Raw genomic sequence first — 14,937 nt, forward strand, 5'->3', positions numbered from 1 at the left:
ATTATTATATAGCCTTTTGTCGAAAAAAAACAGGTTAAGTCGAAAAAAACACGGCTTGACTTTTTCAGCAAATCATGTCCACTTATTTTGGCCTACTTCGGTTTAAAAAAACGACCCAAGTTTGCACAATCTTTCAGCTTAACGTAAAAAGTATATCAAAAGTTGTATTTTTCCTGTCAACTTTTATCTTCTGTTTCACCAAAAAACGGTTCCCTAAACAAGGGAACCGTTTTATCAGCTTGCTTTTCGTTTTTTCATCCAGTAGTAAACAGGCAGTCCGGCAAGGCCGATGAGGATGGATAAACCGCAGCTCAGTGTATCTGTAATGAGTGTGCTTCCTAACACAAAGAATGAACCTGCGATGGCCAAAATCGGCATGAATGGGTATAGCGGAACACTGTAAGCGCGCTTTTCTCCCTTTGTTCGCTTGCGGAGGATAAATACCGCAAAAAAGGCCATCACATAAAAAATGTAGATCATGAAAATAGAGATTTCCGAAAGCTTATCAGGGTTGCTGATCAGCATCAAAATCAAAGCCACGATAATTTGGAAGGAAATCGCAATCCATGGTGTGCGGAACGTCGGGTGTACTTGTGACAATTTTTCAGCAAATGGCAGCTGTTTACGTTCTGCCATCGCAAATGATACACGCGGGAAAGAAAGGACCTTTCCGTTTAAGCAGCCGAAGATGCTGACAATAATCCCGACACTGATCAGCTTTCCGCCAATTGACCCGAACAGCATGGTGGCAGCAGTGCTTGTCGCATTTTCACCAAGTGTGACAATTTCGTTCGCAGACAGGATGTGAAGCAATGCAAAATTAATGAAAATATAGATGGCTGTTACGATTAATAATCCGCCCGTCATTGCGCGTGGCAGCAGCTTTTCGGGATTTTTCATTTCTCCGCCGAGAGCGGCCAGGAGAATCCATCCGTCGTAAGCAAACAATGTAGCCAAAATCGCTGCTCCGAAATTCATATCGGCAATGCTTTCGTTTACTGCTGTGAAGATGTGCTGATCGCCTTTCCAAAGGCCAAAGATGATGATGCATGCAATCGGAATCAGCTTTCCGACCGTTGTCAGTGTTTGGACAAAGCCGCCGTATTTTGTACCGATAATATTAATGACGCATAAAAAGAGAACTGCTATAATTCCGATTACTTTTGATAGTCCAGATCCCCAGCCGAAAAGATTGGCCATTAAAGATCCAAAATATAAACCCAGCGCACCGATAATCGCCGGACCGTAAATGATAATCTGCACCCAGCCGCACAAAAATCCCCAAAACTCGCCGTATACTTCCTCAAGGTACGTATAAAGCCCGCCAGTTTTTGGAATCTGCGTTCCGATTTCCGCGATTGTCAAACCGCCTGCCAATGTTAAAATACCGCCTAACAGCCAGGCGAAAAGCGCTGTCTTTGAATCACCTGAATAAGCGAGCACAGCGCCAGGCTTCATAAAAACACCTGAACCGATAATGGTTCCGATGACAAGAGTAAGGGCAAACAAGAGGCCTATCTCTTTTTTCAAACCGTTGTCTTCAGTATGCATGTCCTTAACCTCCTATGATGTTGAAGCTTCATGAGAAGAATCTTTTTTCATATTGTAAACCCTATTTTAGAAAAGTGAAATAAAATAAATTTTCTGATTTTCGATATTTGCTTTGTTTGCGGTTAGTACACCTTTGAAAACGTCTGATTTAATAAGTGATAAACGAATGAATATATGGTTTTGTGGTTATAAAGTTCGTGTTTTTTGTGCGGGATTTAACCGAAACTGAGGATGTGATGAGAACCCAGCAAAATAACGAACCTTCGCTGAAGCTGATATGTTGACTTTCCCATGTGAATAAAATACCTTGTAATTAGAACAATAAATATACAACTATGATATAATATCTCGAAATCGAGATAAAATGACCTGGAGGGACAGTATATGAAAGTTAATGGCATTCACCACGTGTCGGCATTAACGGCCGACGCACAAAAAAACTTAGATTTCTATAAGAAAGTATTAGGATTAAAACTTGTCAAAAAATCCGTCAATCAGGATGAACCGACAATGTACCATCTGTTCTACGGAGATGAAGTGGCAAGTCCGGGAACTGAGCTGACGTTTTTCGAGATCCCCCGCATTGCGCCGTTTCATGCGGGAACAAACAGTATTTCTTCTATTGGTTTGCGCGTTCCAAGCACAGAAGCCCTGCATTACTGGAAAGAACGTTTTGAAGAGCATCAGGTGGCGCATAGCGGCATCACCCAAAGAGCGGGACGTGACATATTGGCATTCCAAGATCATGAAGGACAGCGCCTTGTGCTGACTGCTGATGAGAAAGGAAAAGGATATGGCCTGCCTGTTAAACAAAGCGACATTCCAGAAGAATTTTCGTTTCGCGGGTTAGGGCCGGTTGAACTGACTGTGCCATATGCTGAACCAACCTTACACGTATTGACGAATATTCTTGGATTTACAGAAAACAATCGTGAAACAGTCGAAGGACAAGGAACCGCCGTTATTTTGGAATCTGGAGAAGGCGGTGCTGCAACGGAAATCCATTTAATAGAAAGAAACGATCTTCCCCGCGAGCGCCAAGGCAAAGGAAGTGTTCACCATGTTGCATTTCGGGTAAGAGATGAAGAAGAACTTGCCGGGTGGCACCAGATCATCAGCCGGGAAGGCTATAGCAATTCCGGCATCGTTGAACGCTACTACTTTAAGGCGCTGTATTTCAGAGAGCCGAACGGCATTTTGTTCGAGTTATCAACAGACGGTCCGGGCTTTATGGTTGATGAAAACCTTGATGAGCTTGGCCAAACGATCGCACTTCCGCCGTATCTTGAGCATCGAAGAGCTGAAATTGAAGCAAAACTAAAACCGATTCAATAAATTGTAATTGATTTGCCTTCCGGCGCTGCCGGAAGGCTTTTTTTTAATATCATCATACATTTTGAAATGAACAGGATGGCTTTTTGGGGAGGAAATATCAGATGCCGATTGGGAGAAATGGCTTAAACCCCGTTGTATATATGGGCGATTGGCATGAAATGGTCTCGGCAAAAATATTGTCTTTGTTTATTAATAGTTTATTCATATTTGCTTGTTACACTATTTCAAAGTTAGACAAAAAGGAGTGAAAAACAAGTGGAAAAGAAAAAACGCGAGCTGGATATTGTCCTCATCCTCATTTTGCTCGCATCTGCATTTTTAAATATCTATAACATTTGGACGGACGACACGGTGAATCCTTATTACACCGCGGCAGTTACAAGTATGATGCAAAGCTTTCATAATTTCTTTTATGCTTCGTTCGATGCTGCCGGCTTTATAACAGTTGATAAACCGCCTATTACATACCAAATCCAAACGATCAGTGCATTGATATTTGGTATGCATGGGTGGAGCGTCATTCTGCCTCAGGCATTAGCGGGTGTAGGTTCAGTCCTCCTTATGTACTTGCTGATTAAGCCGACATTCGGAAAAACAGCGGCGCGCATTGCCTCATTTGTTATGGCATGTACACCGATTGCTGTAGCTGTAGCACGTACAAACAATGTTGATGCATTACTAGTATTTTTCTTATTGCTGGCCACATGGCTTCTCTTTAAAGCGATCAGAAAAGGAAAGCTGATCTGGCTGTTAGCAGCATTTTTCGTCGTTGGAGTAGGCTTCAATACAAAAATGCTCCAGGCTTATATGATTTTGCCGGCCTTCTTATTGTTCTATCTGATTGCGGCAAACGCCACAATAAAGAAAAAAATCATTTCCTTGGTAAGTGCTTTAGCCGTATTAGCAGCCGTTTCCTTATCATGGCCGCTCATTGTTGACAATATCCCTGCAAGCAAGCGGCCTTATATCGGAAGCAGCCAGACTAACTCCGTTTTGGAATTGGCTTTCGGATATAACGGGATTCAGCGGCTGACAGGCCAAAATTCCGGTGGCGGCCAGGGCGGACCAAACGGAGACGCTTCAAAAGAAATGTCTTCTCCTGATAACAGTTCAACACAAAATCAAGCACCGCCTAATCAGTCATCAAGCAGCAGCTCATCAAGTGATGACAAATCATCAAATGGCAATATGACGGCACCTCCATCCAATGGTGAAATGCCAAGCGGCGGTCAAGGAGGACCTCCAAGCGGCGGAGATGGCGGCCAGGGCGGTCCTGGTGGAGACGGAGGGAAAGGCGGTGCAGGAACCGGCTCGAAAATGCAATCAGGTTCAGGAATGTTCGGAACGGGAACACCTGGTCCGCTGCGGCTTTTCCAACAAGAATTATCTGATCAAATCAGCTGGCTTCTGCCATTTGCGATCTTTGGAATCGCAGGCTTACTGATCGCTGGGGCAAGAGAAAGAAGAAGATTATCTGCAGAGCAGAAGGAAACGGTGTTCTGGGTTGCATGGCTTGTTCCGATTGCCGGATTCTTCAGTGTTGCAGAATTTTTCCATCATTATTATCTCATTATGCTGGCACCGCCGATAGCGGCTCTTGTCGGTGCGGGATGGGTTGCCCTTGTTCACCTGCACCGCAATCAGACAGGCTGGAAATCATGGCTACTGCCGGCAGCGATTATTGCGACAACTGGATTTGAATTGTTTATTCTCAGAAACTACAACGATCAAATTGGTGCAGGCTGGAGCATTGGCGTAGGTATTATCGGCGTGATGTCAGCGATTGCTCTGCTGCTGTTCAAACAGCGCCAAAAACCGATCAGTTATTATGTATCACTTGCAGCTCTTCTCGCATTGCTGGTGATGCCGATTTATTGGGCAAGCACACCGCTTCTGTACGGGGGCAACAGCTCACAGCCTGAAACAGGTCCTCAGCTTGCATCCACCATGAGCGGAAAAGGCATGGGAATGTCTGATGCAACTGTAAATGAAAAACTGATCAAATATTTAGAGGAGAATAACTCCGGAGCTGAATACCTGTTCGCCACAACCGACTCGAACACAGCGGCGCCATATATTATTAAAACGAAAAAAGCTGTCATGGCTATTGGCGGATTCAGCGGTTCTGACCCGGCTATCACGCTGACTCAATTCAAAAAGCTTGTAAAAGAAGGAAAAGTGAAATACTTCTTAGCTTCTGGAAGAGGAAGAGGCGGAAACAATGACATTGTTGAATGGGTTGAGAAAAACGGGGAAGAAGTGTCTTCAGATAAGTGGCAATCAAGTTCTGATCAACAATCATCATCTGATCAAAAAACAGAAAATACTGATTCAGCTGATACATCAAACAACAGCAAGTCTTCAGGCGAAAACAGCCAAATGGGCGGCGGACCTGACGGAATGAATCAGTCAGCTACATTATACGAACTACATGCTGATGAATAGGAGGAAAAAGCATGAGCAGACATATTCAATATTCAGTTGTTGTACCTGTGTATAACGAAGAGCTTGTCATTCATGAAACCTATCAGCGCTTAAAAGAGGTCATGGATCAAACGAAGGAAAACTACGAGCTGCTTTTTGTCAACGATGGTAGCAAAGATCGCAGTATTGAAATTTTAAGAGAGCACAGCCTGATCGATCCGAGAGTGAAAATTATTGACTTTTCAAGGAACTTTGGGCACCAGATCGCCATTACAGCGGGTATGGATTATGCACAGGGGAATGCAATCGTCGTCATTGACGCCGATTTGCAGGACCCTCCTGAACTGATTTTAGATATGATTGACAAGTGGAAGGAAGGCTATGAGGTCGTATACGCCGTACGGACAAAACGAAAAGGGGAAACCTTTTTCAAAAAACAAACTGCGGCTATGTTTTACCGGCTTCTAAGCAGCATGACGGATATTGATATCCCGATTGATACAGGGGATTTCCGCCTCATGGACAGAAAAGTCTGTGATGAAATGAAGAGATTAAAAGAAAAAAATCCTTTTGTCAGAGGGCTCGTCAGCTGGGTGGGCTTCAAACAGACAGCGGTCGAGTATGTACGTGATGAAAGGCTTGCTGGAGAAACAAAGTACCCGCTGAAGAAAATGCTGAAGCTTTCAATGGACGGCATCACGACATTTTCGCACAAACCGCTGAAGCTGGCGAGCTATGCGGGGATGTTAATGTCAGGTGCGGGATTTCTGTATATGTTTATCGTGCTGTATCTGAAGCTATTCACAGACAGCACGATTACCGGCTGGTCATCACTTATTGTGATCCAGCTCCTGTTCAGCGGCATCGTTCTTCTAATTCTGGGCATGATCGGCGAATATATCGGCAGAATCTACGATGAAGCTAAAGACAGGCCGCTTTACATCGTTCAGAAATCATATGGAATTGAAAATAAAAGACTCTATAGAGACCAGCATATGTCATAACCAGAAACCCCTGTCCGTGACGGACAGGGGCTTTTTATGTTCTGCGCGATGATCAAAGTAACAGATGCTGATCGTTTTATAGGACAAAGGGATTGTGAACTTGCACTGCGGTTCAGTCATGCTGAAATAAAAACAGCAAAGCTTAAAGATTTCGTCTTCGGCTTTGCTGCATGTCAGCTGTTATATTGGGGGGCTTTTAAGAAACGCATGATCACTGCCGTACCAGTGACGTTTAATAGAATACTGGTACCCAGTACAACTCCCCACGTCAACGTCGATTCAGAGAGAAGAAAGCTTAGCGAAAGAAAAGCCAATCCTGCGCAGATCATACTCAATGCCACGGTTTTCATGTTCATACCTCCTAGTAAACGATGTCTCAAGCATCGGATGAGAATGATGTCAGTCTGTCATATATACGGATGCCTCGGAAGAAAGTTTCATAGAGCAGTTAGGTCTCTAGTCTAATAAAAAAGCCTCAGACCGCTTTTGCGGCCTGAGGCGTTATGTCTTACGAAGTTGTTTCTTCTTTTTGGTCGAGTTTGATTTTTTTCGTCATTTCTTTGCCGTTTCTGAGAATTTTCACTTCAACAGTGTCACCGATGTTTGCGTCCTTATATAAGATATTGCGCAATTCACTGCCTGTATCGATTTCTTTGCCTTTCAGGCTGATGATAATATCCTCCGCTTTCAATCCAGCCTTTTCAGCAGGAGAGCCTGAAGCGACCTCACGGATGTATACGCCCTTATTTAGCTGATTGCCGAACAGGCCGAGTGTGCCTTCTTGGTAGTTTTGCGGCACTTGTTCTAAATCAAGCATGCTGACACCGATATACGGACGTTCAATTTGTCCTTTAGACAGCAATTCTTCTGCAATCGGTTTTACGTCATTGCTTGGAATTGCAAATCCGATGCCCTCTACATCATCTTCACTGATTTTCATACTGTTAATGCCGACAATTTTGCCGGAAGTATTTAACAATGGACCGCCGCTGTTACCTGGGTTAATTGCCGCGTCAGTCTGTATCACATTAATGCTTGTTTGACCGGCTGATGTTGACATTGAAACCGTTCTGTCCACACCGCTTACAATTCCTTGTGTTACTGTGCGGGACAGGTCTTTTCCGAGCGGATCTCCAATCGCAATGACGGTCTCGCCTGTTCTGAGATCAGATGAATCACCGAAGCTTGCCACTTTTGTTACGTGGTCATCACTGATTTGGAGGACCGCTAAATCTGTTAAGGAGTCACTGCCTACCAGCTTTGCTGTCACCTCAGTGCCGTCATATAAAGAGACCTTCAGTGAAGATGCACCTTCTACGACGTGGTTATTCGTAATAATATAAGCCTTGCCGTTCTCTTTTTTGAAAATGACACCAGATCCTGAACCGCTTTCTGTATCTTCGCTGGAACCAGATGAACTAGAGCCGAACAAAGAGCTGTTTGACTGAGCCTGAAGATTTGTAATACCGACAATCGCCGGTGAAATGTCTTCCACCATATCTGAGATTTTAGAAGAATCCTCGCTCTTAAATGCAGATGAGCTGCTTGTGCTTGACGAGCTTTTGCCAGATTCAGAGGACGTGCTTTTAGCTGTAACAGATTGTGTTTGCTGCTGGCTGGCTGATTGTTTTGCAGTGTCCTGAGAATCATGGTCGCCAAGCGGTGTAAACGTGTAAATGCCAAGGGCGAGACTGCCGCCGATCACTCCGCCAAGCAGCGGTCTGAACCATCCGAACCCACGTTTTTTCTTCTCCTGATCATGAATGACATTGCGGGCTGAGTAGGAGGTGCTCTGATCGTTCTCTTTCGCTAGAAAGACCTCACTCTCATTGCCTTCCGTTCTATTTTCGTCACGATAGTTATCCATCATGTTCACTCCGTTTCTCTATTTTCACTAATTTCTATTTGATTATGATAGGTTTATGACTTGAGTTTATCATAAACAAAAACTGTGGGATAAAAATGAAAAGATTATGGGAAATTGTGAAAAAGTGCGGAAAACGGTACACTTCATATTGTATATGAAAGGACTGAGTCGATGGAACAGATTGGATTGATTGGATATGGCAGCATGGCCGATATGATCGCCAGGCAGCTATTGAAGCATGAACAAATCAAGGAGCATGAGCTCTTTATTGAAACAAGAACGAAGGGGGAGCGGTTGCAGGCGCTGATGTCAGATTATCCAAATGTATCGGCTGATTCGCTCGAGAACTGGGCGGCAACGTGCCGTTTGATTTTTATATGTGTCCCGCCGCTACATGTGATTGAAGCGCTACGCCGTCTGCACCCGTATGTGAACAGGAATACGCATATCGTTTCCATTGCTGCCGGTGTGCCGTTGCGTCTTTTGGAGGCTGAAACGGAAGCCGGTATATCACGTTTCATTCCTGCGATTACATCCGAAGCAGGAGCGGGCATCTCGCTTGTCGTTCACAGTGAAACACTGACAGCGGATAAAAAAGAACGCCTGAATGAACTGTTATCGGTTTTCAGCCGTGTACGAGAAATCAAAGAATCCAATTTGGATGCCGCCAGCAATTTGACGAGCTCGGCACCAGGGTTCATAGCTGCAGTCTTCGAAGAACTGGCTCTGTCTGCAGTCAGAAACAGCAGCCTGTCCAAAGAAGAAGCCTTTGATTTTCTGATTCATTCACTATACGGAACTGGCAAGCTGCTGATCGAAAAGAAGATGTCTTTCGAGGAAACGCTGGAACGTGTCGCAACGAAAGGCGGAATTACAGGTGAGGGAGCTGAAGTGATACACGCCTCTGTGCCGGACGTTTTTGATGAGGTGTTTAAAAGAACCTTGAAAAAATATAAGCTGCTTACAGAACAGGCGGAGAAACAGACATGAATCCTTTGAAAGAGGATTCTTCAGCGTGTCGACAAAGCCTCGCATTCTTTGTCAGTCCTGCGTGTTGGTGCTCACATTCTGTGAAAGGCCTGCTCCAATGCTCCTCCTTCCTAGACTTCAAGGGTTTTCAATCACGCTGAAATGATGACAACATCCTAAAACGAAAACCATTTTAGGATGTTGTCAACTATCTGTTGAATCCTTAAAAGAGGATTTTTTTTATCATTGAATCGTTGTGATTTCCTTCAGTTATATTGCATTTTTCCTCTTTTTTTAATATAATTTGTTAGAATATTCATAATTTAGTAAAAAAGGAGGAGCGTTATGAAACTGTACATGTCAGTAGATATGGAAGGTATTTCGGGTCTTCCGGACGATACCTTTGTGGATTCCGGCAAGCGCAATTATGAACGCGGGCGGCTCATCATGACTGAAGAAGCAAACTACTGTATTGCCGAAGCGTTTAACAGCGGGTGTACCGAGGTGCTTGTCAATGACAGCCATTCGAAGATGAATAATCTGATGGTTGAAAGGCTTCACCCTGAAGCAGACTTGATATCCGGTGACGTCAAACCATTTTCAATGGTAGAGGGGCTGGATGATACGTTTACAGGCGCTTTGTTTCTCGGTTATCATGCGAGAGCTTCAACTCCCGGTGTGATGTCACACAGCATGATTTTCGGCGTCCGTCATTTTTACATAAACGATCGGCCTGTCGGTGAGCTCGGGTTAAATGCATACGTTGCCGGTTATTATGATGTCCCGGTCTTAATGGTAGCCGGAGATGACCGGGCGGCAAAGGAAGCGGAAGAGCTCATTCCGAATGTTACGACAGCCGCTGTCAAACAAACCATTTCAAGATCCGCAGTGAAGTGTTTGTCCACTGCGAAAGCCGGCCGGCTGCTGACAGAAAAAACCGCATTTGCCCTGCAAAACAAGGACAAAGTCAAACCACTCACACCGCCTGACAGACCGGTTCTGAGCATTGAGTTCGCCAATTACGGCCAAGCAGAATGGGCGAATCTGATGCCGGGAACTGAAATAAAGCCGGGAACCACAACCGTTCAATTTCAGGCGAAGGACATGCTTGAAGCCTATCAGGCGATGCTTGTCATGACTGAGCTTGCGATGCGGACATCATTCTGCTAAAGGGGTGTTGAGGCTTTGGCGCGATACATGATGAAGCGTTTTTGGGCAATGGTAGCTACGATTTTGGTGATTACCACCCTGACTTTTGTTCTCATGAAGGTCATTCCCGGATCTCCTTTTAACGAGGAGAGAGGTACAAATGAAGCCGTTCAAAAAAATCTCGAAGCCTACTATCACTTAGACGATCCTCTCATTTTCCAATACATCATCTACCTAAAATCCATCATTACATTCGATTTCGGACCTTCAATTAAAAAACCGTCAGACAGCGTAAATGATATGCTGGAACGCGGATTTCCCGTTTCCTTTGAGCTTGGAATGACAGCCATTGTCATAGCCGTGATCTCTGGGCTGGTGCTGGGCGTAATCGCTGCGCTCCGCCGTAATGGCTTTTTAGACTACGCCGCGATGAGTCTCGCGGTACTCGGCATCTCCATCCCGAATTTTATTCTGGCAACATTGCTCATTCAGCAATTTGCTGTCAATCTCAAACTATTTCCCGCTGCCACATGGACGAGCCCGATCCATATGGTGCTTCCGACCGCAGCGCTTGCTGTAGGGCCAATGGCGATCATTGCTAGGCTGACACGGTCAAGCATGGTCGAAGTCCTGACACAGGATTATATCCGCACAGCAAAGGCAAAAGGGCTCTCTCCGTTCAAAATTATCGTAAAACACGCACTCAGAAATGCACTCATGCCCGTCATTACCGTCCTGGGCACACTCGTCGCAAGTATTTTAACAGGAAGCTTTGTCATTGAAAAAATCTTTGCTATTCCGGGAATGGGAAAATATTTTGTTGAAAGTATTAATCAGCGGGACTATCCCGTGATTATGGGAACGACCGTTTTTTACAGCGTCATTCTGATCATCATGCTGTTTTTGGTCGATTTGGCCTACGGTCTGCTGGACCCGCGCATTAAACTGCATAAGAAAGGGTGAAGCGTGTGAATCTCCCTGTACAAACAAATGAACGCCAGCCAGAGCAGCACATTCAGGTGCCGGATGAGTGGTTTGTCTCGAATCAGGAAAAAAATCGAGAAGCCGATTCGGTCAAGCGGCCGAGTTTGTCATACACGCAGGATGCTTGGAGGAGGCTGAAGAAAAATAAATTAGCGATGGCGGGACTCTTTATTCTTTTATTTCTTTTTGTCATGGCAGTTATTGGGCCCTTTTTATCGCCCCATAGTGTCGCGCGCCAATCGCTGACCGAGCAAAATCTCCCGCCTTCAGCCGATCATTGGTTCGGCACCGATGAGCTCGGCCGGGATGTGTTTACCCGAACATGGTATGGAGCGAGGATTTCGTTATTTGTCGGAGTGATGGCAGCGCTGATTGATTTTGTGATCGGTGTCATTTACGGAGGCGTTGCCGGCTATAAAGGCGGCAGGACTGACAGCATCATGATGCGGATTATCGAAGTGCTGTATGGCTTGCCGTATCTCCTTGTTGTCATTTTGCTGATGGTGCTGATGGGGCCGGGACTGGGCACCATTATTGTGGCACTGACTGTGACCGGATGGGTCGGGATGGCGAGAATTGTAAGAGGACAGGTGCTTCAGATTAAAAATTATGAATACGTACTCGCATCGAAAACCTTTGGTGCGAAAACCTTTCGTATCATCCGGAAGAATCTGCTGCCGAATACAATGGGAGCGATCATCGTACAAATGACATTAACCGTACCTGCCGCTATATTCGCAGAATCTTTTTTAAGCTTTCTCGGCCTCGGCATACAGGCTCCGTTTGCAAGCTGGGGTGTGATGGCGAATGACGGCCTGCCTACGATTTTGTCCGGGCATTGGTGGCGCCTGTTTTTTCCGGCCTTTTTCATCTCCTTGACGATGTATGCGTTTAATGTGCTGGGGGACGGATTGCAGGATGCGCTCGACCCTAAGCTGAGGAGGTAGCTGTATGGAAAAAGTTCTGTCAGTCAAAAATCTGCACGTTTCTTTTACGACTTACGGCGGGACGGTTCAGGCGGTCAGAGGGGTGAGCTTTGATTTGTATCAAGGTGAAACCTTTGCAATCGTCGGCGAATCCGGCTGCGGCAAAAGCGTTACCTCCCAAAGCATCATGGGCCTGCTTCCGCCCTATTCGGCGAAAGTGACGGACGGCAGCATCCTATTTAAAAATAAAGACCTTTGCCGTCTCTCTGACAAAGAAATGAGAAGCATAAGGGGAGCCGACATATCTATGATTTTTCAAGACCCGATGACAGCGTTAAACCCGACGCTGACTGTCGGAGATCAGCTGGGGGAAGCGCTCCTGCGCCACAAAAAAATGAGCAAAAAGGCGGTACGGGAAGAGGTGCTTTCCATGCTGTCATTGGTCGGCATTCCCGATCCCGAAGAGCGTCTCAAACAGTATCCCCATCAATTCAGCGGCGGCATGAGACAGCGGATTGTCATTGCGATGGCGCTGATTTGCGAGCCTGATATTTTAATCGCAGACGAACCGACCACCGCTCTAGACGTAACCATTCAGGCACAGATTTTGGAGCTGTTTAAAGAGATTCAGAGAAAAACGAATGTGTCTGTCATTTTGATTACACACGATTTAGGGGTCGTTGCCCAGGTTGCTGACAGAGTTGCAGTTATGTATGCCGGTAAAATGGCGGAGATCGGCACGAGAAAAGATATTTTTTATCAGCCGCAGCACCCTTATACGAAAGGGCTGCTGAACTCTGTCCCGAGGTTGGATATGGAGGGCGCGGAGCTGATTCCGATTGACGGAACGCCGCCGGATTTATTTTCACCTCCGCCAGGCTGCCCGTTTGCCGCCCGCTGTCCGAACAGGATGATCGTGTGTGACAGGATATACCCGGGCAAGACCATCAGATCTGACACGCACACCGTCAACTGCTGGCTGCAGGATCAACGGGCTGAACATGCAATGCTGTCCGGAGGTGCGAAGGATTGATCATGAAAAGGGGGAAGAGGATGAAACGAGTGAAAAAGCTATGGGGAATGGGCCTTGCATTAGGACTTTCGTTTGCGCTGATGGGATGTACAGCGAACGAACAGGCCGGAAAGGAAAGCGGTAATGATAAGGCAAAAACAAGCGGGGAAAAGGTGCTGTATGTAAATAACGAAAATGAACCGACTTCGTTCGATCCGCCGATCGGTTTTAATAATGTGTCGTGGCAGCCGTTAAATAACATCATGGAGGGGCTGACACGTCTTGGCAAAGAGAATGAGCCTGAACCGGCAATGGCGGAAAAGTGGTCTGTATCAAAAGATAAAAAAACCTACACATTTACGATTCGAGAAAATGCGAAATGGACAAACGGAGATCCGGTAACGGCCGGAGACTTTGAATACGCGTGGAAACGGATGCTTGATCCGAAAAAAGGCGCTTCATCTGCGTTTCTCGGCTATTTTATTGAAGGCGGCGAAGCGTATAACAGCGGGAAAGGGAAAAAAGACGGTGTGAAGGTGTCGGCAAAGGATGATCGAACCCTTGAAGTAACACTTGAAGCACCGCAAAAATATTTTCTCAGCGTCGTGTCCAATCCGGCGTATTTTCCAGTAAACGAAAAGGTCGATAAAGAAAATCCAAAGTGGTTTGCTGAGGCAGATACATTTGTCGGGAACGGTCCGTTTAAGCTGACGGAATGGAAGCATGATGACAGCATCACAATGGAGAAAAGCGACACGTATTGGGATAAAGATTCCGTGAAGCTTGATAAGGTGAAATGGGCGATGGTCAGTGACAGAAATACAGATTATCAGATGTTTCAGTCTGGTGAACTGGATACCGCTTATGTCCCTGCTGAATTAAGCGATCAGCTGCTGGATCAGGACAATGTCAGTATTGTTGACCAGGCGGGCCTCTATTTCTACCGGTTTAATGTGAACATGGAGCCGTTCCAAAATGAAAACATCAGAAAAGCCTTTGCGATGGCTGTCGATCAGGAGGAAATTGTAAAGTACGTCACGAAAAATAACGAAAAACCGGCACACGCCTTTGTATCGCCTGGATTTACGCAGCCTGACGGCAAGGATTTCCGTGAAGCGGGCGGAGACCTGGTCACACCAAATGAAAGCAAAGCGAAGCAGCTGCTGGAAAAAGGCATGAAGGAAGAAAACTATGATAAGCTTCCTGCGATTACTCTTACTTACAGCACAAAGCCGGAGCATAAAAAGATTGCTGAGGCGATCCAGCAAAAATTAAAAAATACCCTTGGAGTCGATGTGAAGCTGGCCAATATGGAATGGAACGTATTTTTAGAGGATCAAAAAGCGCTGAAATTTCAATTCTCTCAAAGCTCATTTTTGCCTGACTACGCGGACCCTATCAGTTTTCTGGAAGCCTTCCAAACAGGAAATTCGATGAACCGCACAGGCTGGGCCAATAAAGAATACGATCAGTTGATCAAGCGGGCGAAACATGAAGCCGATGAAAAAACGCGTTTCTCCCTAATGCATCAAGCGGAAAAGCTGCTGGTCAATGAAGCGCCGATCATTCCGGTTTATTTCTACAACCAGGTCAACCTGCAAAACGAAAATGTAAAGGGAATCGTCCGGCATCCTGTCGGCTATATCGATTTAAAATGGGCGGATAAAAACTGACGCCGGCGATTGGGAAAATACTGCTTCTTTATGCGAAGGAGCG

13 protein-coding genes are annotated in these 14,937 nt (G+C 45.6%); 10 read left to right on the forward strand and 3 right to left on the reverse strand.

Going from position 1 to position 14,937, the window contains the following annotated elements:
- Positions 1 to 234: 234 nt before the first annotated feature.
- On the reverse strand, positions 235 to 1,551 hold the full coding sequence (steT, locus tag RAC86_RS01470; protein ID WP_014113502.1) for a serine/threonine exchanger: 1,317 nt from the start codon (positions 1,549 to 1,551) through the stop codon (positions 235 to 237).
- A gap of 384 nt (positions 1,552 to 1,935) precedes the next feature.
- Between steT and RAC86_RS01475 the strand changes: the two genes are divergently transcribed.
- The 4 genes from RAC86_RS01475 to RAC86_RS01490 all read left to right on the forward strand — a co-directional run bounded on the left by RAC86_RS01475 (position 1,936) and on the right by RAC86_RS01490 (position 6,314).
- Positions 1,936 to 2,886 (forward strand): ring-cleaving dioxygenase, encoded by a 951-nt coding sequence (locus RAC86_RS01475; RefSeq protein WP_061187301.1) that lies wholly within the window; start codon positions 1,936 to 1,938, stop codon positions 2,884 to 2,886.
- A gap of 101 nt (positions 2,887 to 2,987) precedes the next feature.
- Complete coding sequence (locus RAC86_RS01480; RefSeq protein ID WP_120698821.1) at positions 2,988 to 3,134, forward strand: hypothetical protein; 147 nt, start codon at positions 2,988 to 2,990, stop codon at positions 3,132 to 3,134.
- Between the two features lie 7 nt (positions 3,135 to 3,141).
- On the forward strand, positions 3,142 to 5,331 hold the full coding sequence (locus RAC86_RS01485; RefSeq protein WP_072566156.1) for a glycosyltransferase family 39 protein: 2,190 nt from the start codon (positions 3,142 to 3,144) through the stop codon (positions 5,329 to 5,331).
- A gap of 11 nt (positions 5,332 to 5,342) precedes the next feature.
- Positions 5,343 to 6,314 carry a glycosyltransferase family 2 protein gene (locus RAC86_RS01490; RefSeq protein WP_072566157.1) on the forward strand — a complete coding sequence of 324 codons (972 nt, stop codon included), beginning with the start codon at positions 5,343 to 5,345 and terminating at the stop codon, positions 6,312 to 6,314.
- 173 nt (positions 6,315 to 6,487) lie between these two features.
- Here the strand turns inward: RAC86_RS01490 and RAC86_RS01495 are convergent, their stop codons facing one another.
- Together RAC86_RS01495 and htrA are read right to left on the reverse strand one after the other, a co-directional pair.
- Positions 6,488 to 6,664, reverse strand: coding sequence for a hypothetical protein (locus tag RAC86_RS01495; protein ID WP_061187304.1), 177 nt, complete (start codon positions 6,662 to 6,664; stop codon positions 6,488 to 6,490).
- A gap of 158 nt (positions 6,665 to 6,822) precedes the next feature.
- On the reverse strand, positions 6,823 to 8,181 hold the full coding sequence (gene htrA / locus RAC86_RS01500) for a serine protease HtrA (RefSeq protein ID WP_072566158.1): 1,359 nt from the start codon (positions 8,179 to 8,181) through the stop codon (positions 6,823 to 6,825).
- Positions 8,182 to 8,352: 171 nt separating this feature from the next.
- Here htrA and proG point away from each other — a divergent pair, with 171 nt between their 5' ends.
- The 6 genes from proG (at position 8,353) to dppE (ending at position 14,894) form a co-directional block, all read left to right on the forward strand.
- On the forward strand, positions 8,353 to 9,171 hold the full coding sequence (proG, locus tag RAC86_RS01505; RefSeq protein ID WP_072566159.1) for a pyrroline-5-carboxylate reductase ProG: 819 nt from the start codon (positions 8,353 to 8,355) through the stop codon (positions 9,169 to 9,171).
- 324 nt (positions 9,172 to 9,495) lie between these two features.
- Positions 9,496 to 10,320, forward strand: a complete 825-nt coding sequence (gene dppA, locus RAC86_RS01510) for a D-aminopeptidase DppA (RefSeq protein ID WP_072566160.1) — start codon at positions 9,496 to 9,498, stop codon at positions 10,318 to 10,320.
- A gap of 15 nt (positions 10,321 to 10,335) precedes the next feature.
- On the forward strand, positions 10,336 to 11,262 hold the full coding sequence (gene dppB / locus RAC86_RS01515; protein WP_003218480.1) for a dipeptide ABC transporter permease DppB: 927 nt from the start codon (positions 10,336 to 10,338) through the stop codon (positions 11,260 to 11,262).
- 5 nt (positions 11,263 to 11,267) lie between these two features.
- Positions 11,268 to 12,230: a dipeptide ABC transporter permease DppC gene (gene dppC, locus RAC86_RS01520; RefSeq protein WP_061187308.1), complete on the forward strand. Its 963-nt coding sequence runs from the start codon at positions 11,268 to 11,270 to the stop codon at positions 12,228 to 12,230.
- Positions 12,231 to 12,234: 4 nt separating this feature from the next.
- Positions 12,235 to 13,242 (forward strand): dipeptide ABC transporter ATP-binding subunit DppD, encoded by a 1,008-nt coding sequence (dppD, locus tag RAC86_RS01525; protein ID WP_014113513.1) that lies wholly within the window; start codon positions 12,235 to 12,237, stop codon positions 13,240 to 13,242.
- 2 nt (positions 13,243 to 13,244) lie between these two features.
- Positions 13,245 to 14,894 carry a dipeptide ABC transporter substrate-binding protein DppE gene (gene dppE, locus RAC86_RS01530; RefSeq protein WP_072566835.1) on the forward strand — a complete coding sequence of 550 codons (1,650 nt, stop codon included), beginning with the start codon at positions 13,245 to 13,247 and terminating at the stop codon, positions 14,892 to 14,894.
- Positions 14,895 to 14,937: the final 43 nt, after the last annotated feature.

This window comes from Bacillus sp. LR_5, assembly GCF_042709275.1.

Bases quoted from the DNA above. Each gene is read 5' to 3' on its own strand.
- steT (WP_014113502.1), bottom strand. From the start codon at position 1,551: ATGCATACTGAAGACAACGGTTTGAAAAAAGAGATAGGCCTCTTGTTT.
- RAC86_RS01475 (WP_061187301.1), top strand. From the start codon at position 1,936: ATGAAAGTTAATGGCATTCACCACGTGTCGGCATTAACGGCCGACGCA.
- RAC86_RS01480 (WP_120698821.1), top strand. From the start codon at position 2,988: ATGCCGATTGGGAGAAATGGCTTAAACCCCGTTGTATATATGGGCGAT.
- RAC86_RS01490 (WP_072566157.1), top strand. From the start codon at position 5,343: ATGAGCAGACATATTCAATATTCAGTTGTTGTACCTGTGTATAACGAA.
- RAC86_RS01495 (WP_061187304.1), bottom strand. From the start codon at position 6,664: ATGAAAACCGTGGCATTGAGTATGATCTGCGCAGGATTGGCTTTTCTT.
- htrA (WP_072566158.1), bottom strand. From the start codon at position 8,181: ATGGATAACTATCGTGACGAAAATAGAACGGAAGGCAATGAGAGTGAG.
- proG (WP_072566159.1), top strand. From the start codon at position 8,353: ATGGAACAGATTGGATTGATTGGATATGGCAGCATGGCCGATATGATC.
- dppA (WP_072566160.1), top strand. From the start codon at position 9,496: ATGAAACTGTACATGTCAGTAGATATGGAAGGTATTTCGGGTCTTCCG.
- dppD (WP_014113513.1), top strand. From the start codon at position 12,235: ATGGAAAAAGTTCTGTCAGTCAAAAATCTGCACGTTTCTTTTACGACT.
- dppE (WP_072566835.1), top strand. From the start codon at position 13,245: ATGAAAAGGGGGAAGAGGATGAAACGAGTGAAAAAGCTATGGGGAATG.